An 18,698-nucleotide genomic window follows, 5' to 3' on the forward strand; every position below is an offset into this window, starting at 1 on the left:
CTCGTCACATTCCTCGTCGGGGAACCTCAAAGGCTCCCTGGCCGGTGGCCACCTGCCGTAGATACGGGTTGGTGGCGCGCTCCTGGCCGATGGTCGTCTGGGGGCCGTGGCCGGACAGCACCACGGTCGAGTCGTCGAGCGGCAGGCACACGCGGGCCAGCGAGTCGAGGATCTCGGCCATGTCACCGCCGGGCAGGTCGGTGCGTCCGATGGAGCCGGCGAACAGCAGGTCGCCCGAGAACAGGATCGGCGGGATGTCCGCCGCCTCGGGCAGGCCGAAGGTCACCGACCCCTTGGTATGGCCCGGAGCATGGGCGACGGACAGTTCAAGTCCCGCCAGCTCCAGCTTCGCGCCGTCGGCCAGCTCCTTGACGTCGTCCGGCTCCCCGATGGTCAGCTCGCCCATCAGCGGCATCCCGATGGAACGGCCGAGCGCCTTCTCGGGGTCGCTCATCATGTACCGGTCCTCGGGGTGGATCCAGGCCGGTACGTCGTGCGCGCCGCACACGGGGACGACCGAGGCCACATGGTCGAGGTGGCCATGGGTGAGGACGACGGCGACGGGCTTGAGCCGATGCTTCTTCAGCGCTTCCTCGACTCCGGGGGCCGCCTGATGGCCCGGGTCGATGATCACGCACTCCTCACCGGCGGCGGGGGCGACGAGATAGCAGTTCGTCCCCCAGGCCCCGGCGGGGAACCCGGCAATGAGCACGATCGTCCTTCGTTGTGTCGGTTCGGGTGACAAGTCGGTGGGCTGCGCCTGAGGTCAGAGCCTACCGGCGCTGCCGATTCCTCAGCGAACCCATATACGGTACGGGGCACACGCAGACGGTCGGCCCACCGGACGCACACGCACCGGTCGACGCATACAGACGCTTGAGGAGACAACCCCGTGGTCAGCCAGGAACAGCGGCGGCGTCAGCTCGCCCGGGAGAAGTTCTTGCGGCAGCAGCAGCGGCGCACGGACGCGCGGCGCAAGTCACGCACGCGCAACGCGGTGATCGCTTCGGCGCTCGGCGTCGTACTCGTCGGCAGTCTCGGGCTCTATACGGCCGGCGCCTTCGACGGGGACGACGGCAAGTCGAACGCGGGCGCGGAGGTCACGCCGAGCGCGACGCCGACCAGCAAGGTCCCGGACCCGTGCGAGAAGGCGGCCGCGGGCAAGGTCGAGACCATGAGCTGGAAGAAGGAGCCGGCCATGACCATCGACAAGTCCGCGGACTACACGATGAAGCTGGACACGACGTGCGGTGAGATCGACATCGCGCTCAAGGCCTCCGCCGCCCCGCACACGGTCAACTCGTTCAACTTCCTCGCGGGCAAGGGCTACTTCGACCACACCAACTGCCACCGGCTGGTCGACAGCGGCATCTACGTGCTCCAGTGCGGCGACCCGACGGGCACCGGCAGCGGCGGGCCCGGCTACACGATCCCGGACGAGAACCTGAAGGACAAGAGCGTCAAGGACGACGTCTACCCGGCGGGCACGGTCGCGATGGCGAACCAGTACAACGCCCAGACCGGCGAGGGCCGCGACTCCGGCGGCAGCCAGTTCTTCCTGGTCTACCAGGACAGTCCGCTGCCGGCCGACTACACGCCGTTCGGCACGGTGTCGGAGGCGGGGATGAAGGTCCTCAAGAAGCTGGCGGCCGCTGGAGCGCAGGCCGCGGACCCCACGACGGGCAACACGGCGCCGAACGCGACCGTGGTGATCAACAAGGCAACTGTCACCGAATCCTGACCCCCCAACTGCGAAATTTCGGTCGCGCGGGATGCGGACAGGCAACCCGCCGGTCGCCTATGTTGGCCGTGACGAAACTGTGGACGATGCCGGGGGCGCTGAAGCCCTACGCAGGCATCATGTGGAGGAGGCGCTGTGAGCAGCGACCCGTGGGGCCGCGTCGACGAGACGGGGACCGTGTACGTGCGTACGGCCGATGGCGAGCAGGTCGTCGGTTCCTGGCAGGCCGGCTCCCCTGAGGAGGCGTTGGCCTACTTCGAGCGCAAGTACGAGGGCCTGGTTGTCGAGATCGGCCTCCTCGAAAAGCGAGTGAAGACCACCGACCTGTCGGCCAAGGACGCGCAGGTGGCGATCGACCACATCCGCGAGCAGGTCGACGCGCATCACGCGGTCGGTGACCTGGCCGCGCTGCGGCAGCGTCTGGACAAGCTCGTGGAGACCGTCGAGAAGCGGCGTGAGGAGCGCAAGCAGCAGCGCGCGAAGCAGTCCGACGAGGCGCGGCATTCCAAGGAGGCGCTGGTCGCGGAGGCGGAGGAGCTGGCGCAGTCCGACCAGTGGCGGGCGGCCGGTGAGCGGCTGCGGGCGCTGGTGGACACCTGGAAGGGCCTGCCGCGGCTCGACCGCAAGTCGGACGACGAGCTGTGGCACCGCTTCTCGCACGCGCGCTCGGCGTTCTCCAAGCGGCGCAAGGCGCACTTCGCGGCGCTGGACGCACAGCGCGAGGAGGCCCGCAAGACCAAGGAGCGGCTGGTCGCCGAGGCCGAGTCGCTGTCCGGGTCGACGGACTGGGGTCCGACGGCGGCGCGCTACCGCGAGCTGATGTCGGAGTGGAAGGCCGCGGGCCGCGCCCAGCGCGAGCACGAGGACGACCTGTGGAACCGCTTCCGTGGTGCCCAGGACGTGTTCTTCGCCGCGCGCAGCTCGGTCTTCGCCGAGCGCGACGCCGAGCAGGCCGAGAACCTGAAGCTGAAGGAGGAGCTGGCCCAGGAGGCCGAAAAGATCCTCCCGGTGACGGACCTCAAGGCCGCGCGTGCCGCGTTCCGTTCGGTCAATGAGCGCTGGGAGGCCATCGGCCATGTGCCGCGGGACGCCCGGCCGAAGGTCGAGGGCCGGATGCACGCCGTGGAGCGGGCCATCCAGGAGGCCGAGGAGGCCGAGTGGCGCCGGACCAACCCGGAGGCACGCGCGCGTGCCGAGGGTCTGACCGGCCAGCTCCAGGCGGCCGTGGACAAGCTCCACAAGCAGATCGAGCAGGCGCGCGCCCAGGGCAACAACGCCAAGGCCGACAAGCTGGAGCGTGAGCTGGAGGGCCGCCAGGCCCTGCTGGACCAGGCCCTGAAGGGCCTCCACGAGTTCGGCGGCTGACAGCAGCGCACATGAGAAGGGGCTCCCCCGAGGGGAGCCCCTTTTTGATGTCCTACGGCTTTGATGTCCTACGGCTTCGTCGTACGGCCGTTACGACCGGCTGCGCGCCGAGGTCACCCGGTAGACGTCGTAGACGCCCTCCACGCCCCTGACCGCCTTCAGGACGTGCCCGAGGTGCTTGGGGTCGCCCATCTCGAAGGTGAAGCGGGAGGTGGCGACACGGTCGCGGGAGGTCTGTACGGCCGCGGAGAGGATGTTGACGTGCTGGTCGGACAGGACGCGGGTGACGTCCGACAGCAGCCGGGAGCGGTCCAGGGCCTCGACCTGGATGGCGACCAGGAACACCGAGGACTGGGTGGGCGCCCACTCCACGTCGAGGATGCGCTCGGGCTCGCGGGACAGTGACTCCACGTTGACACAGTCGCTGCGGTGAACCGATACGCCACTACCCCGGGTGACGAACCCGATGATCGGGTCGCCCGGGACGGGAGTACAGCAGCGGGCGAGCTTGACCCACACGTCGTCGACACCCTTGACCACGACACCCGGATCCTGGCTGCTGCGCCGCTTGCGGCCGCGGCCACGGGCCGGCGGTACCGACTCGTCGATCTCCTCGGTGGCCGCCTCCTCGCCGCCGAGGGCCTGCACCAGCTTCTGTACGACGTTCTGCGCGGCCACATGGCCCTCGCCGATCGCCGCGTACAGCGAGGAGATGTCGGGGTAGCGCATCTCGTGCGCGAGCGTGACGAGGGAGTCGCCGGTGAGGATGCGCTGGATCGGCAGGTTCTGCTTGCGCATCGCGCGGGCGATGGCGTCCTTGCCCTGCTCGATCGCCTCGTCGCGGCGCTCCTTGGAGAACCACGCCCTGATCTTGTTGCGGGCGCGCGGCGACTTCACGAAGCCGAGCCAGTCGCGGGACGGGCCCGCGCCGGGCGCCTTGGAGGTGAAGACCTCCACCAAGTCGCCGTTGTCCAGGGTGGATTCGAGCGGGACGAGACGGCCGTTGACGCGTGCGCCTATGGTGCGGTGGCCGACCTCGGTGTGGACGGCGTAGGCGAAGTCGACCGGGGTGGCGCCCGCCGGGAGCGCTATGACGTCGCCCTTCGGGGTGAAGACGAAGACCTCGTTGCGCGACAGGTCGAAGCGCAGGGACTCCAGGAACTCGCCCGGATCCTCGGTCTCCTTCTGCCAGTCCAGCAACTGGCGCAGCCACGCCATGTCGTTGAGGTGGTCGTCCTTGCCCTTGCCGGCCTTGGGCACGTCGGTGCGCACCTTGGAGGCGCCGGCGACGGCCTCCTGCTTGTACTTCCAGTGCGCGGCGATGCCGTACTCGGCGCGGCGGTGCATGTCGAAGGTGCGGATCTGGAGTTCGACCGGCTTGCCGTTGGGGCCGATGACCGTGGTGTGCAGCGACTGGTACATGTTGAACTTGGGCATCGCGATGTAGTCCTTGAACCGGCCGGGGACCGGGTTCCATCGCGCGTGCACGGTGCCGAGGGCGGCGTAGCAGTCGCGGACGGTGTCGACAAGGACGCGGATACCCACCAGGTCGTAGATCTCCGCGAAGTCACGGCCGCGGACGATCATCTTCTGGTAGACGCTGTAGTAGTGCTTCGGGCGGCCGGTGACGGTGGCCTTGATACGGGCCGCGCGCAGGTCCTGCTGGACCTCGTCGGTCACTATGGCCAGATACTCGTCACGCTTGGGTGCCCTTTCGGCCACCAGCCGGACGATCTCGTCGTACATCTTGGGGTAGAGGATCGCGAAGGCGAGGTCCTCCAGTTCCCACTTGATGGTGTTCATGCCCAGGCGATGGGCGAGCGGCGCGTAGATCTCCAGCGTCTCGCGCGCCTTCTTCTCCTGCTTCTCGCGCTTGAGGTAGCGCATGGTGCGCATGTTGTGCAGGCGGTCGGCGAGCTTGATGACCAGGACGCGCGGGTCCTTGGCCATGGCGACGACCATCTTGCGCACGGTCTCGGCCTGCGCGGCCTCGCCGAACTTGACCTTGTCCAGCTTGGTGACGCCGTCGACGAGCAGCGCGACGGAGTCGCCGAAGTCACGGCGGAGCTGGTCGAGGCCGTACTCGGTGTCCTCGACGGTGTCGTGCAGCAGGCCCGCCATCAGGGTGGCCGGATCCATACCCAGCTCGGCGAGGATGGTGGTGACCGCCAGCGGATGCGTGATGTACGGGTCGCCGCTCTTGCGCTTCTGGCCGCGGTGCCAGCGCTCGGCGACCTGGTAGGCGGTCTCGATCTTGCGGAGGGTGGCCGTCTCGATCTTCGGGTCGTTGCTGCGCACTATCCGCAGCAGCGGCTCCAGCACCGGGTTGTACGGGTTGGAGCGCTGGACGCCGAGGCGGGCGAGGCGGGCGCGGACGCGGTTGGAGGAGCCGGTGCGGGGCGGCTGGCCGGTGTTGGGGCGGACCGCGGGGGTCGAGGGGCGCTCGGGCGGGGCCGGCTTGGGGCGCGACTGGTCTGCCGACTTGTCGACGGGCGCGGACTGGGCATGCTCGACCGGCCCGCGGACGTCGTTCTTCGCGTTCGACGTGTTCGGCGCGGGCTTGGCCGCGGGGCCCGAGGCGGAGTCGGGCTTGGCGGCGGTCAGGTGCTGGGCCTCGTCTGGCAAGAGGGCTCCTCGTGCGCGATCCGGGTCCCCCGGTCAGGCTCCGGAGACCCCATGGTAGCGATCCTGGGCCGCAGGATCGCCTTCAGGCCGATGTGAGGGCCGTATACGGGAGGAACAAGAGGGACCGGCCCGGGATTCCTCGGCGGTGTCCTCCGGGTGTCCGAAGGCTTTCGGGGGCCTCGCGTGCGGGTGTCCCGTCGCCCCGCGCCCGGACATGCGCGCGGGGCGCACGCCTCCCTTCCGGGAAGTGTGCGCCCCGCGTACATGGGTCTGGCTCAGATCCTGAGCAGGGCCTCCAGAGGGGCTCCGTCGAGGGCCGGCGCCAGGCGGGCGCGGCCGCCGAGGAAGCCGAGCTCCATCAGGACGGCGAGGCCGGCGACCTCGGCGCTCGCCCTGCGGATGAGCTGGATCGAGGCCTCCGCGGTGCCGCCGGTGGCGAGGACGTCGTCGATGACCAGGACGCGGTCGCCGGCGGTGAGGTCCTCGGCGTGCACCTCGATCTCCGCCGAGCCGTACTCCAGGTCGTAGGCCTGGCTGAGGGTGGCTCCGGGGAGCTTGCCGGCCTTGCGCACCGGGATGAAACCGAGTCCGGCGCGGACGGCGACGGGGGCGCCGAGGATGAAGCCGCGGGCCTCCAGGCCGACGACCTTGGTGGCGCCGGTGCGCTCGGCGATCTGCGCGAGGGTATCGGTGAGCGCGGTGAACGCGGCCGGGTCCGCGAGCAGCGGGGTGATGTCCTTGAACATCACGCCCGGCTCCGGGTAGTCGGCCACATCCCGGATGCGGCTGAGCAGCAGCTCCTCGATGTCGGTCATCGGCGCTTCCCCGAGGGTCGGCCACGGCCCCGGCTGCGGGACGCGGGCTGGTTGCGGGGGCCGACGACCGCGGGCGCGGCGTCGTCCGGCTCGTCGTCGAGGGGCTCCTCGACATGCCCGGCGTCCAGGGGCTCGCCCTTGGCCGCGGCCTGGGCGCGCTTGGCGAGTACGCGCTTCCTGAGGGCCTTCATCTGCGGCTCGCGCTCCTTGAGGTCGGCGACGAGCGGGGTGGCGATGAAGATCGAGGAGTACGCACCGGCCGCGAGGCCGACGAACAGCGACAGGGAGATGTCGTTCAGCATGCCGGCGCCGAGGAAGCCGCCACCGATGAACAGCAGGCCCGCCACCGGCAGCAGCGCGACCACCGTGGTGTTGATGGAACGGACCAGCGTGCTGTTGATCGACCGGTTGGCGACATCGCTGTAGGTCCAGCGGGTCTGCTTGGTGATGTCCTTCGTCTGCTCCTTGAGGCTGTCGAAGACGACGACCGTGTCGTAGAGCGAGTAACCGAGGATCGTCAGCAGACCGATCACCGTACCCGGGGTGACCTCGAAGCCCACGAGGGCGTAGATGCCGACCGTGATGGTGATGTCGTGGATCAGGGCGACGAACGCGGCGAGCGCCATGCGCCACTCGAAGGCGATGGCCAGATAGATCACCACAAGGACCAGGAAGATCCCGAGGCCCTGCCAGGCCTTGTTGGCGATCTGCTCACCCCAGCTGGGGCCGACCAGCTCGCCGGTGACGTCGTTCTCGTCGACCTTCAGGTCCTTGGCGAGCTCCGCGGAGACCCTGTCGGCCTCCTTGGTCTCGATGCCCGCGACCTGGATGCGCAGCTTGCCGTCGCCGAGCTTCTGCACGATCGCGTCGTGGCCGGAGGCCTCTTCCGCGTACTCCTGCGCCTGGGAGACCGAGACGGAGGTCTTCGGGGTGGTGAAGACCGCGCCGCCCTGGAACTCGATGCCCATGTTCAGGCCGCGCACCGCGAGGCCCACGATCGCCGTGATGGTGATCAGGATGGACAGGCCGTACCAGATCTTGCGGTTGCCGACGAAGTCGTAGCCGACCTCGCCACGGTGCAGTCGGGCGCCGAGGTTGCCGATCTTCGACATCTCACGCCTCCTTCGGGTCGACGGGGCCGGCGGGACGACGGGTACGGCGCAGCGGCGGCTTGGCCCCCAGTCGCTTGGGGTCGAGGCCGGACCAGGCGTGGCCGCTCGCGAAGAACTTCCTGCGGGCCAGGATGGTCAGCAGGGGCTTGGTGAACAGGAACACGACCACCACGTCGAGCACGGTGGTCAGGCCGAGCGTGAACGCGAAGCCCTGGACCTTGCCGACGGTGACGACGAACAGGACCGCGGCGGCGAGGAACGACACGAAGTCGGAGACCAGGATGGTGCGCCGGGCGCGCGGCCAGGCCCGCTCGACAGCGGGGCGCAGCGTGCGGCCCTCGCGGATCTCGTCCCGGACGCGTTCGAAGTAGACGATGAAGGAGTCCGCTGTGATGCCGATCGCGACGATGGCACCGCAGACGGCCGGCAGGTTCAGCGCGAAGCCGATGGCCGGGCCGAGCAGCGACATGATCACGTAGGTCAGGGCGGCGGAGACCAGCAGCGAGGCCACGGCGATGAGCGACAGGCCGCGGTAGTAGACCACCAGGTAGATGACGACCAGGGCGAGACCGATCGCGCCCGCGATCAGACCGGCCTTGAGCTGCTCGCCACCGAGCGCGGCGGTCACCGTGGTGACGCTGTCCTCGCTGAAGGTCAGCGGCAGGGCGCCGTACGACAGCATGTTGGCGAGGCTCTGGGCGGACTCCTGGTCGAAGTTGCCGGAGATCTCGGCGTTGCCGCCGGTCAGCGCCTGGCTGACGTAGGGGTCGGAGACGACGTCGTTGTCCAGGACGATGGCGAACTGGTTCTGCGGCGACTGGTTCTGGGCGAGCTGGCCGGTGATGTCGGCGAACTTCTTGCGGCCCTCGCCCGTGAACTTCATGGTCACGGTCCAGCCCGCGGCGGTCTGGGTGTCGAAGACCGCCTCGGCCTCGTCGACGTCGGTGCCGTCGACCTCGGCCGGGCCCAGGATGTACTTCTGCCACTGGCCCTGCGCGTTCTGACCGCAGGCGATGGTGGACTCGCTTGGCTTGGAGCCGTCACCGGCCTTGGCGCGGGCGGTCTTGTCGGTGCAGTCGAGCGCGGCGTACTGCGCTTCGAGCTTGCTGGTGTCCGCGGAGCCGGAGGGGCTGGCGCTGGCCGACGGAGAGGCGCTGGAGCTCGCGCTCGTGGACGGAGTGGGGTCCGCCTTCAGGGCGTCGGCGGCCGCGCGGCCCTGGGTGGTGGAGGTTGCCGACGGAGTGCCGGTCGCCGAGGGGGACGAGGAGGAGGTCGCCTTGTCGGTCGCCTTGTCCGTCGCGCTGCCCGACGGGCTCGGGGACGGGCTGGTCGTCGCGGCGGCGCCGGTGACCTCGGTGGCGATGACCGGGCGGAAGTACAGCTTTGCGGTGGTGCCGACCTGGTCCCGGGCTTCCTTGGAGTTCGTGCCCTTGGGGATGTTGACGATGATGTTCTTGTCGCCCTGGGTCTGGACCTCGGCCTCCGAGACACCAAGACCGTTGACACGCCGCTCCATGATCTCGACGGCGGTGTCCATGTTGGTCTTGTTGATCGCGGATTCCTGGCCCGGCTCTGCCTCCGCGCGGAGCGTGATGCTCGTACCGCCGGCCAGGTCGATGCCGAGACGCGGGGTGGTGTGCCCGGAGAGGAACATTCCCCCGGTGAGCGCCACGATGGCGATCAGAATGAGGGCCAGCGAGCGCCCCGGCCTGCTCTGGGCGCTCGCGCTTCGGCCCTTCTTAGGTGCTGCCACCTTCTCGTACTCCCTCTCGGGCCGCCTCTCGCCGGGTCGGCGCCGGCGGCCATGACATGTAGTCGGGATCCCGTGCGAGAGCCGCGCGTGCCCGGGGCGCGCGGGTCACGCCCGCGCGCTCCGGGAGGCGGCTACTTCGCGTCGGACTCGCCGTCGGACTTCTTCGGCTCGCTGTCGGCCTTCGTCTCGGCGGTCGCGACGTCGTCGGAGGGCTCCTCGTCCGCGTCCTTCTTCTCGAGGTCGACGGACTTCTCGTCGGAGGCGGCGGCAGCGTCGTCGGACTCGGTGAGGGAGGAGGCGTCGTCCGGAACGACGTCGGACTTCAGGTCGTGCTCGACGCCGTGGACGATGCGGTTGTACTCGTCGTCCGAGAGGACGGCACCGATGGCGTTCTTCGCGAAGAGCAGTTCCACGCCCGGACCGGCGTCGACGAGGACCGTGTCCTCGTTGACCTCCTTGACCGTGGCATACATGCCCCCGATGGTGCGGACGCCGGAACCGGGCTGCATCTGGTTCCGCATGTCGGCGGCCTGCTGTTGCTTCTTCTTGGCCGACCGGGTCATCAGGAACATGGCCCCGATGAGCACGATGAACGGGAGGAGGGTCACGAGACTCACGGGTCGGAACTTCCTTCACACGACCGCGATGGTGAGCGGCCTGATGGTTGGGGGTATGTGTGCCGCCGACAACGGCGGCATCGGCGGAGTCTAAGCGAGTCCGCGTGCAAGGAACAACGCTCAGCATGGCACCCAGGTTCCTGACCCGGCCAATGCCCGCGCCGACCGGCCGCCATCGCGGCGCCCTCACGTCCCGAACAGGTCCCCTTGTCCGTTTCCCGCAGCCCCCGAGCGGGGCGGGGTGAGGCCGAGATGCGCCCATGCGGCGGGCGTGGCCACCCGGCCGCGGGGGGTGCGGGCCAGCAGACCTTCTCGTACGAGGAAGGGCTCGGCGACCTCCTCGACCGTCTCGCGCTCCTCCCCCACCGCGACCGCGAGGGTGGACAGGCCGACGGGGCCGCCGCCGAACAGCTTGAGCAGAGCCTCCAGGACGGCCCGGTCCAGCCGGTCCAGGCCCCGGGCGTCCACCTCGTAGACCGCGAGGGCCGCCGCCGCGATGTCCTTGGTGATCAGACCGTCGGCCTTGACCTGGGCGTAGTCACGCACCCGGCGCAGCAGACGGTTGGCGATGCGGGGGGTGCCGCGGGAGCGGCCGGCGATCTCGGCGGCGCCGGCCGGGTCGATCTCGACGTCGAGGAGGTGCGCGGAACGGTGGACGACGCGCTCCAGCTCGGTGGGCTCGTAGAACTCCATGTGCGCGGTGAAGCCGAAGCGGTCGCGCAGCGGGGGCGGCAGCAGACCCGCGCGCGTGGTGGCGCCGACCAGGGTGAAGGGGGGCAGCTCAAGGGGGATGGCGGTGGCACCCGGGCCCTTGCCGACGATCACGTCGACACGGAAGTCCTCCATCGCCATGTAGAGCATCTCCTCGGCGGGCCGGGACATGCGGTGGATCTCGTCGAGGAAGAGGACCTCGCCCTCCTGGAGGGAGGAGAGGATCGCCGCGAGGTCGCCGGCGTGCTGGATCGCGGGCCCTGAGGTGATGCGGATCGGGGCGCCCATCTCGGCCGCGATGATCATCGATAGGGTGGTCTTGCCGAGACCGGGGGCGCCGGAGAGCAGGACATGGTCGGCGGTGGCGCCACGCGCGCGTGCGGCGCGCAGGACCAGGTCGAGTTGTTCGCGGACCTTCTCCTGGCCGATGAACTCGCCCAGGTCCTTGGGGCGCAGCGCCGCCTCCACGGCCTGGTCGTCACGGTCGGCGGACGCACCGACGAGCCGCTCTTCGGCGGGTGTGTCGGTCGTGTCGTCCCAGTTCACGGAAGTTCTCCTCGGTACGGGCTAGCGGGCGCGGTTCAGCGTCTGAAGGGCCGCCTTCAGCAGCTGCCCCACTTGCGGCGTGCCCTCGGCCGCCTCCGCCTGCGGTGCCACGGCGGACACGGCCTCGTCGGCCTCGCGGGTCGCGTACCCGAGGCCGATCAGCGCCGCGTGCAGCTGGTCGCGCCAGCCCTGGGTGACCGGTGCGCCGACGGCGGGGGCGCCGATCGGTTCGCCGAGCCGGTCCCTGAGCTCCAGCAGCAGCTTCTGCGCACCCTTCTTGCCGATGCCGGGGACGGCGGTGAGCGCCTTCTCGTCGCCGGTCGCGACGGCTCTGCGCAGGGCGTCCGGCGAGTGCACGGCGAGCATCGCCTGAGCCAGGCGGGGTCCGACTCCGCTCGCGGTCTGGAGCAGTTCGAAGACCTGACGCTCGTCGTCGTCCGCGAAGCCGTACAGGGTCAGCGAGTCTTCGCGCACGACCAGGGAGGTGGCGAGCTTGGCGAGCCGGCCGAGGCGGAGGGTGGAGAGGGTGTTCGGCGTGCACTGTACGGCCATGCCGACACCGCCGACCTCGACGACGGCGGCGTCGGGGGCGAGTGCGGCGACCGTGCCGCTCACGAAGGCGATCATGCCGTACGGCCTTTCGATGCTTTGGATTGCGGTGCTTTGGCTTGCGGTGCTTTGGCGGTGTGCAGGGCCACGGCCTGCTGGAGTCGGTTCTGGGCGGGGGCGCGCCAGATGTGGCAGATGGCGAGCGCGAGGGCGTCGGCGGCGTCCGCGGGCTTGGGCGGCGCGCTGAGCCTCAGCAGCCGGGTGACCATGGCGCCGACCTGCGCCTTGTCGGCGCGGCCGCTGCCGGTGACGGCCGCCTTGACCTCGCTGGGGGTGTGCAGGGCGACCGGGATGCCACGGCGGGCGGCGCACAGCATGGCGACGGCGCTGGCCTGGGCCGTGCCCATCACCGTACGGACGTTGTGCTGGCTGAACACCCGCTCCACGGCGACGAATTCGGGCCGATGCTCATCGAGCCACTGCTCGATGCCCTGCTCGATCGCGACGAGGCGCTGCCCCAACTCGGCGTCCACGGGCGTGCGTACGACACCGACGCCGAGCATGGTGAGCGGGCGGCCCGCGACCCCCTCGACGACACCGACACCGCACCGCGTCAGTCCGGGGTCCACCCCGAGTACGCGCACCCGCGCCCCCTCCCTCTCGATCGCCTGTTTGTGCAGGCTATCGGGTGCCACTGACAACGACGGCGGGCCGGTGGATGTGTCCCACCGGCCCGCCGGAATCCGCTCGGTCCGCGGCAGCGCTACGCGTCGACCTTCTCCATGATCTCGTCGCTGACGTCGAAGTTGGCGAAGACGTTCTGCACGTCGTCGCTGTCCTCCAGCGCGTCGATCAGCTTGAAGATCTTCTTGGCGCCCTCCTCGTCCAGCTCGACCTGGACGGACGGCACGAAGCTGGACTCGGCGGAGTCGTAGTCGATCCCGGCGTCCTGGAGGGCGGTGCGGACGGCGACCAGGTCGGTGGCCTCGCTGATGACCTCGAAGGACTCACCGAGGTCGTTGACCTCCTCGGCGCCCGCGTCCAGGACGGCGCCGAGGACGTCGTCCTCGGTCAGCTCGCCCTTGGGGACGATGACGACGCCCTTGCGGCTGAACATGTACGACACCGAGCCCGGGTCGGCCATGTTGCCGCCGTTGCGGGTCATGGCGACGCGGACGTCGGAGGCGGCGCGGTTGCGGTTGTCGGTGAGGCACTCGATGAGCACCGCGACACCGTTCGGGCCGTAGCCCTCGTACATGATCGTCTCATAGTCGGCGCCGCCGGCCTCAAGACCGCCACCGCGCTTGATCGCGGAGTCGATGTTCTTGTTCGGAACCGACTGCTTCTTCGCCTTCTGGACGGCGTCGTAGAGCGTCGGGTTGCCCTCGAGGTCGACGCCGCCCATCCGCGCCGCGACCTCGATGTTCTTGATCAGCTTCGCGAAGAGCTTGCCGCGCTTGGCATCGATCACGGCCTTCTTGTGCTTCGTCGTGGCCCATTTAGAGTGGCCGGACATCTGCCTGTCTCCTTCGCGTAACCCGTCTATGAACGAACGCCAGAGATCCTACAAGGACTCCGCTGTCCGGTTCGCGCGCACCATGTCGACGAACAGCCCGTGCACACGGTGGTCGCCGGTCAGTTCCGGGTGGAACGAGGTGGCGAGCGCGTTGCCCTGGCGGACCGCGACGATGTGGCCGTCGTGCTCGGCGAGCACCTCGACCTCGGCGCCGACGGACTCCACCCAGGGGGCGCGGATGAAGACGCCCTCCACAGGATCGCCCGCGATGCCCTTCACGTCGAGCGTGGCCTCAAAGGACTCGTTCTGACGTCCGAAGGCGTTGCGGCGCACGATCATGTCGATGCCGCCGATGGTCTCCTGGCCCGAGCGCGGGTCGAGGATCTTGTCGGCCAGCATGATCATGCCCGCGCAGGTGCCGTAGACGGGCAGTCCGGCACGCACGCGTGCGCGCAGCGGCTCCATCACGCCGAACAGGACGGCGAGCTTGGAGATGGTGGTGGACTCGCCGCCGGGGATGACCAGGCCGTCGATGTCATCGAGCTCTTCGGGGCGCCGCACCGGCCTGGCCACGGCGTCGGCCGCGGCCAGGGCGATGAGGTGCTCCCGTACGTCGCCCTGGAGTGCGAGCACTCCGACCACGGGAGCGGTCATCACCAGCCTCGGTTCGCGTAGCGCTCGGCCTCGGGCAGGGTGTCGCAGTTGATGCCGACCATGGCCTCGCCCAGGTTGCGGGAGGCGTCCGCGATGATCTTCGGGTCGTCGTAGAAGGTGGTGGCCTTCACGATGGCGGCGGCGCGCTTGGCCGGGTCGCCGGACTTGAAGATGCCGGAGCCGACGAAGACGCCCTCGGCGCCGAGCTGGCGCATCAGCGCGGCGTCGGCCGGGGTGGCGACGCCACCGGCGGAGAACAGCACGACCGGGAGCTTGCCGAGCTGGGCGACCTCCTGCACGAGCTCGTACGGGGCGCGCAGCTCCTTGGCGGCGGCGTACAGCTCGTTGTTGTCGTAGCCGCGCAGCTTGGCGATCTCGTTCTTGATCTGGCGCAGGTGGCGGACAGCCTCGACGACGTTGCCCGTGCCGGCCTCGCCCTTGGAGCGGATCATGGCCGCGCCCTCGGCGATGCGGCGCAGGGCCTCACCGAGGTTGGTGGCGCCGCAGACGAAGGGGGTGGTGAAGGCCCACTTGTCGGAGTGGTTGACCTCGTCGGCCGGGGTGAGGACCTCGGACTCGTCGATGTAGTCCACGCCGAGGGACTGCAGGACCTGGGCCTCGACGAAGTGGCCGATGCGGGACTTGGCCATCACCGGGATGGAGACCGCGTCGATGATGCCCTCGATCATGTCCGGGTCGGACATCCGGGCCACGCCGCCGTCCTTGCGGATGTCGGCCGGGACCCGCTCCAGGGCCATGACGGCGACGGCGCCCGCGTCCTCGGCGATCTTCGCCTGCTCCGGCGTGACGACGTCCATGATCACGCCGCCCTTGAGCTGCTCGGCCATGCCGCGCTTCACGCGGGCGGTGCCGGTTGCGGGAGCCTGGTTCTCGGTGATGGACACGGGTTGACCTCACATACGTGAAAAGAGGGTTTCTACCGCACTGAGGAAACGTGAATGGACCAGGCCACATCAAGGGCCAATGGTGAGGCGGTGGATCCTTTTCGCGTACGGACCCGCTAGGCGGCCCGGTCCGTCAGTGCCGATGGCGGCTCGTCGTCCATCTCGAAGGCCATCGGGAACGGCGCGTGGCCGGCCAGCCGGAACCAGCGCACCTTGCGGTGCCGGCGCAGTGCCCGGGCGGCGCGCACGGCGTCGTTGTGGAAGCGCCGGGCCATCGGCACCCTGCGCACCGCCTCGGTGAGTTCACGGGCGGCGGCCTCTCCCCCGGGCGCCTGGCGGACCTCCTCGACCTGCTGGGTCTCGGCGAACACGGCCCGCAGCGCCTGGCTCAGCTCGCTCTCGGCGACCTCCCGCTGCTCCTCCTCGGCCTGCCGGGCGGCATGGGCGGCCTCGTAGAGGACGATCGAGGCGGCCGGGTCGAGCACCCCGGAGGTCGCGAGTTCCTGGGTCACCGAGGCCCGCCTGAGCAGTTGCGCGTCGAGCGCGGCGCGGGTCGCGTCGATCCGGGCGTGCAGCCGGTCGAGCCGGCCCGCGGTCCAGCTCAGGTACAGGCCGATCGCGACAAGGGCGACGAGGATCCAGATGAGGGTTGCGGTCACGGGCGGCAAGGTTACCGAGGTGCGGGCCCGGCCTTACGAGCGCCCACGCGCGTGCGGGGTTGCCCGAGCCCACGCGCGCGTGCGGGGTTGCCCGACCCCACGCGCGCGTGCTCAGTCCCACGTGAGCCCCACGCGCGTGCCCGGGATTGATCCCAGGCCCCACGCCGCCCGTCCCCAGTCCACGCGCGTGCCCGGGACTGACCCGAGTCCCCACGCAGCCCGTCCCCAGTCCCACGCGAGCCCCACGCGCGTGCCCGGCCGAGGCCCCACGCGCCCGTGCTCAGTCCCGCGAGCCCCACGCTGCCCGTGCTCAGTCCCGTGCCAGCCCCAGCCGTGCGCGCAGCCCCGGCGGCCGCTCGTCCGCCGCCACCGCCGTCGTTCCGTCGGTCACCGTCTCGTACACCGAGAGGATGTCGGCACCGACCGTCGACCAGTCGAACCGGCGGACATGGGCGCTGCCCCGCTCGCGCAGTTCCGCGCGGCGCGCAGGGTCCTCCAGCAGCCGTATCGCCGCCTCTGCGAGCGCGTCGGCGTCCTCGTTGGCGAACAGCTCGCCCGCCGCTCCCTGGTCCAGCACCTGGGCGAAGGCGTCCAGGTCCGAGGCGAGCACAGGCGCGCCCGCCGACATCGCCTCGACCAGGATGATCCCGAAGCTCTCGCCGCCGGTGTTGGGGGCGATGTACAGGTCGACACTGCGCAGGAAGCGCGCCTTGTCCTCGTCGCTGACCATGCCGAGGAACTGCGCGCGCGAGCGCAACTCCTCGGGCAGGTTCTCCACCGCCTCCTCCGCGTCGCCGCGCCCGGCGACCAGCAGCCGGGTCTGCGGCCGGGCGGCGAGGATCCTCGGCAGCGCCTTCATCAGCACCGGCAGTCCCTTGCGGGGCTCGTCGATACGGCCGATGAAGCCGATCGTGTCGCCCTGCCACTCCGGCTTGGGCTCGGCCTTGGCGAAGAAGTCGACGTCGACGCCGTTCGGGATGACGACCGCGTCCCCGCCCAGGTGTTCCACCAGCGTGCGGCGGGCGTACTCGCTCACCGCGATGCGCGCGCTGATCTTCTCCAGGGCGGCCTGGAGGATCGAGTACGCGGCGATCATGGCCTTGGAGCGCGGGTTGGAGGTGTGGAAGGTGGCGACGAGCGGCCCCTGCGCGGCCCAGCAGGTCAGCAGGCCGAGGGACGGCGAGGACGGCTCGTGGATGTGCACGACGTCGAAGGCGCCGTCGTGCAGCCAGCGCCGTACGCGCGCGGCCGACAGGAAGCCGAAGTTCAGCCGGGCCACCGAGCCGTTGTACGGCACCGGGACCGCGCGGCCGGCCGAGACGACGTACGGCGGCAGCGGGGTGTCGTCGTCGGCGGGGGCGAGCACGGACACCTCGTGGCCGAGCCTGATGAAGTACTCGGCGAGGTCGCGGATGTGGAACTGGACGCCGCCCGGCACGTCCCAGGAGTACGGGCAGACGATGCCGATCCTCACGACGAGCCCTTCTGGGGGTCGAGATCCGGGTCGAGATCGGCCACCCACAAGCGCTGAAGCATGTGCCAGTCCTCCGGATGCTCGGCGATCCCCGTGGCGAAGGCGTCGGCCAGCGCCTGTGCCATGACAGACGTCTTCTCGGCCCGGGTACCTGTCTCGGGCACCTCGACCGGGGGATGCACCCGCCCCCGCATCACGGGCGAGTCGTCGTACCAGAGCGTGACGGGCAGCAGCAGCGCGCCGGTCTGCTGGGCGAGCAGGGCAGGGCCGGCCGGCATCCGGGCCGTCTCGCCGAAGAACTTGACCTCGACGCCGGAGGCGGACAGATCGCGGTCGGCGACCAGGCAGACCAGTCCGCCGTCGCGCAGCCGCCGGGCCAGCGTGCCGAACGCGGAGCCGCCGCTGTGCGGCAGGACCTCCATGCCGAGGCCCTCCCGGTAGGCGACGAACCGGTCGTACAGTGTCTCCGGCTTCAGGCGCTCGGCGACCGTCGTGAACCGCGTCTCCAGCTTGGTGGTCACCCAGGCACCGGCGAGGTCCCAGTTGCCGAGGTGCGGCAGCGCCAATATGACGCCCCTGCCGGACGCGAGGCCCTCGGTGAGGTAGTGCACGTCCTTGGGGTCGAACCCCGTCTTGACGCGTTCCGCGCTCCAGGCCGGGAGCCGGAAGGACTCCATCCAGTAGCGCAGGTACGAGCGCATGCCCGCGCGCGAGAGCTCGGCGAGGCGCTCCGGGCTCGCGTCGGGCACCACGCGCGCGTAGTTGTTCTCCAGCCGCAGCACCCCCTTGCCGCGTCGCTTCCAGGCGGCGTCGGCGATGGTGCGGCCGAGCCGTACGGCGACCGGCTCGGGGAGCTTCTTGACGGTGCCCCAGCCCAGGCCGTACAGCGCGTCCGTCAGCCGTTCCTGGGCGTTCATTTCGCCGCCTCGCTCCCCTGCGTGGCGTTCTCCCGCGCGGCCGCCGCGTCGGCCTCGGCGGACTCCCGGCGCACGGTGACCACCCGCTGGATCAGCGTGACCAGGCTGCCCACGGCGACGATCCACAGCGCGACGGGCAGCAGGTACTGGATGCCGGGTACCCCGAACTTGTGCAGGCCCGCGAAACCGGCCGCCACCAGGGAGATCACCAGCCGCTCGGCCCGCTCGACCAGACCGTTCACGGCGACCGGAAGACCGATCGACTCACCCCGGGCCTTGGTGTACGACACCACCTGGCCGCTCGCCAGACAGAAGATCGAGACGGCGCACAGGACGAGGTCGTCGCCGCCACCGGCGTACCAGAGCGCGAAACCGCCGAAGATCGCGCCGTCGGCGACGCGGTCGAGCGTGGAGTCCAGGAAGGCGCCCCAGCGGCTGGAGCGCCCCAGCTGGCGGGCCATGTTGCCGTCGACGAGGTCGGAGAACACGAAGAGCGTGATCACCACCGTGCCCCAGAAGAACTCGCCCTGCGGGTAGAACACCAGCGCGCCCGCGATCACGCCGGCGGTGCCGATCAGCGTGACCGTGTCGGGGCTGACGCCCCGCCGGATCAGAAACGCGGCGAACGGTGTGAGGACACGCGTGAAGAATGCACGCGCGTACTTGTTCAGCATGGCCTTCCCGAGGTTCGGTGTGGCCGCGCGGCCCCTGCTGGCCACCGGCTGGCCCATCGTAGCCA

The 18,698-nt window shown here is 70.2% G+C and carries 18 protein-coding genes; 2 read left to right on the plus strand and 16 right to left on the minus strand.

Going from position 1 to position 18,698, the window contains the following annotated elements; genetic code table 11:
• Window positions 1–4: 4 nt before the first annotated feature.
• A complete protein-coding gene (locus H4N64_RS31425) occupies window positions 5–712 on the minus strand; it encodes an MBL fold metallo-hydrolase (protein ID WP_186285828.1) in 708 nt (235 codons plus the stop codon).
• Window positions 713–892: 180 nt separating this feature from the next.
• On the opposite strand from H4N64_RS31425, the gene H4N64_RS31430 reads away from it, so the two are divergent.
• The gene (locus H4N64_RS31430; RefSeq protein WP_186285829.1) at window positions 893–1,741 is read left to right on the plus strand and encodes a peptidylprolyl isomerase; all 849 of its coding nucleotides are present in this window, start codon (window positions 893–895) and stop codon (window positions 1,739–1,741) included.
• A gap of 135 nt (window positions 1,742–1,876) precedes the next feature.
• The gene (locus H4N64_RS31435) at window positions 1,877–3,106 is read left to right on the plus strand and encodes a DUF349 domain-containing protein (RefSeq protein WP_186285830.1); all 1,230 of its coding nucleotides are present in this window, start codon (window positions 1,877–1,879) and stop codon (window positions 3,104–3,106) included.
• A gap of 90 nt (window positions 3,107–3,196) precedes the next feature.
• On the opposite strand, the gene H4N64_RS31440 is transcribed toward H4N64_RS31435, so the two are convergent.
• From H4N64_RS31440 to pgsA, 15 genes are all read right to left on the minus strand, one after another.
• Window positions 3,197–5,731 (minus strand): RelA/SpoT family protein, encoded by a 2,535-nt coding sequence (locus H4N64_RS31440; protein WP_186285831.1) that lies wholly within the window; start codon window positions 5,729–5,731, stop codon window positions 3,197–3,199.
• Between the two features lie 275 nt (window positions 5,732–6,006).
• On the minus strand, window positions 6,007–6,546 hold the full coding sequence (locus H4N64_RS31445; protein WP_186285832.1) for an adenine phosphoribosyltransferase: 540 nt from the start codon (window positions 6,544–6,546) through the stop codon (window positions 6,007–6,009).
• A complete protein-coding gene (gene secF, locus H4N64_RS31450; protein WP_186285833.1) occupies window positions 6,543–7,658 on the minus strand; it encodes a protein translocase subunit SecF in 1,116 nt (371 codons plus the stop codon). Before secF ends, H4N64_RS31445 begins: the two co-directional genes overlap by 4 nt.
• Window position 7,659: 1 nt before the next feature.
• Entirely contained in the window at window positions 7,660–9,411 is a 1,752-nt protein-coding gene (secD, locus tag H4N64_RS31455; protein ID WP_186285834.1) for a protein translocase subunit SecD, read from the minus strand.
• A 131-nt stretch (window positions 9,412–9,542) separates the two neighbouring features.
• Window positions 9,543–10,028, minus strand: a complete 486-nt coding sequence (gene yajC / locus H4N64_RS31460; protein WP_186285835.1) for a preprotein translocase subunit YajC — start codon at window positions 10,026–10,028, stop codon at window positions 9,543–9,545.
• 186 nt (window positions 10,029–10,214) lie between these two features.
• Entirely contained in the window at window positions 10,215–11,285 is a 1,071-nt protein-coding gene (gene ruvB, locus H4N64_RS31465; protein ID WP_186285836.1) for a Holliday junction branch migration DNA helicase RuvB, read from the minus strand.
• Between the two features lie 21 nt (window positions 11,286–11,306).
• The gene (ruvA, locus tag H4N64_RS31470) at window positions 11,307–11,912 is read right to left on the minus strand and encodes a Holliday junction branch migration protein RuvA (protein WP_186285837.1); all 606 of its coding nucleotides are present in this window, start codon (window positions 11,910–11,912) and stop codon (window positions 11,307–11,309) included.
• The gene (gene ruvC / locus H4N64_RS31475) at window positions 11,909–12,478 is read right to left on the minus strand and encodes a crossover junction endodeoxyribonuclease RuvC (protein WP_186285838.1); all 570 of its coding nucleotides are present in this window, start codon (window positions 12,476–12,478) and stop codon (window positions 11,909–11,911) included. The genes ruvA and ruvC overlap by 4 nt, the downstream gene beginning before the upstream one ends.
• A 119-nt stretch (window positions 12,479–12,597) precedes the next feature.
• Window positions 12,598–13,350: a YebC/PmpR family DNA-binding transcriptional regulator gene (locus H4N64_RS31480; protein WP_186285839.1), complete on the minus strand. Its 753-nt coding sequence runs from the start codon at window positions 13,348–13,350 to the stop codon at window positions 12,598–12,600.
• A 48-nt stretch (window positions 13,351–13,398) separates the two neighbouring features.
• A complete protein-coding gene (pdxT, locus tag H4N64_RS31485; RefSeq protein WP_186285840.1) occupies window positions 13,399–14,004 on the minus strand; it encodes a pyridoxal 5'-phosphate synthase glutaminase subunit PdxT in 606 nt (201 codons plus the stop codon).
• Entirely contained in the window at window positions 14,004–14,909 is a 906-nt protein-coding gene (gene pdxS / locus H4N64_RS31490; protein WP_186285841.1) for a pyridoxal 5'-phosphate synthase lyase subunit PdxS, read from the minus strand. Before pdxS ends, pdxT begins: the two co-directional genes overlap by 1 nt.
• A gap of 116 nt (window positions 14,910–15,025) precedes the next feature.
• Window positions 15,026–15,568, minus strand: a complete 543-nt coding sequence (locus tag H4N64_RS31495) for a LemA family protein (protein WP_186285842.1) — start codon at window positions 15,566–15,568, stop codon at window positions 15,026–15,028.
• 310 nt (window positions 15,569–15,878) lie between these two features.
• Window positions 15,879–17,042: a glycosyltransferase gene (locus H4N64_RS31500; RefSeq protein WP_186285843.1), complete on the minus strand. Its 1,164-nt coding sequence runs from the start codon at window positions 17,040–17,042 to the stop codon at window positions 15,879–15,881.
• Entirely contained in the window at window positions 17,039–17,959 is a 921-nt protein-coding gene (locus H4N64_RS31505) for a phosphatidylinositol mannoside acyltransferase (RefSeq protein ID WP_186285844.1), read from the minus strand. The genes H4N64_RS31500 and H4N64_RS31505 overlap by 4 nt, the downstream gene beginning before the upstream one ends.
• Window positions 17,956–18,690, minus strand: a complete 735-nt coding sequence (gene pgsA / locus H4N64_RS31510) for a phosphatidylinositol phosphate synthase (RefSeq protein WP_186285867.1) — start codon at window positions 18,688–18,690, stop codon at window positions 17,956–17,958. Before pgsA ends, H4N64_RS31505 begins: the two co-directional genes overlap by 4 nt.
• Window positions 18,691–18,698 lie beyond the last annotated feature (8 nt).

Source organism: Streptomyces cupreus, from assembly GCF_014257025.1.
Classification (GTDB): Bacteria; Actinomycetota; Actinomycetes; order Streptomycetales; family Streptomycetaceae; genus Streptomyces; species Streptomyces cupreus.

Excerpts from the sequence above, each read along its gene's own strand:
- H4N64_RS31445 (WP_186285832.1), bottom strand. The coding sequence starts at position 6,546 with ATGACCGACATCGAGGAGCTGCTGCTCAGCCGCATCCGGGATGTGGCC.
- secF (WP_186285833.1), bottom strand. The coding sequence starts at position 7,658 with ATGTCGAAGATCGGCAACCTCGGCGCCCGACTGCACCGTGGCGAGGTC.
- ruvA (WP_186285837.1), bottom strand. The coding sequence starts at position 11,912 with ATGATCGCCTTCGTGAGCGGCACGGTCGCCGCACTCGCCCCCGACGCC.
- H4N64_RS31480 (WP_186285839.1), bottom strand. The coding sequence starts at position 13,350 with ATGTCCGGCCACTCTAAATGGGCCACGACGAAGCACAAGAAGGCCGTG.
- pdxT (WP_186285840.1), bottom strand. The coding sequence starts at position 14,004 with ATGACCGCTCCCGTGGTCGGAGTGCTCGCACTCCAGGGCGACGTACGG.
- H4N64_RS31505 (WP_186285844.1), bottom strand. The coding sequence starts at position 17,959 with ATGAACGCCCAGGAACGGCTGACGGACGCGCTGTACGGCCTGGGCTGG.
- pgsA (WP_186285867.1), bottom strand. The coding sequence starts at position 18,690 with ATGGGCCAGCCGGTGGCCAGCAGGGGCCGCGCGGCCACACCGAACCTC.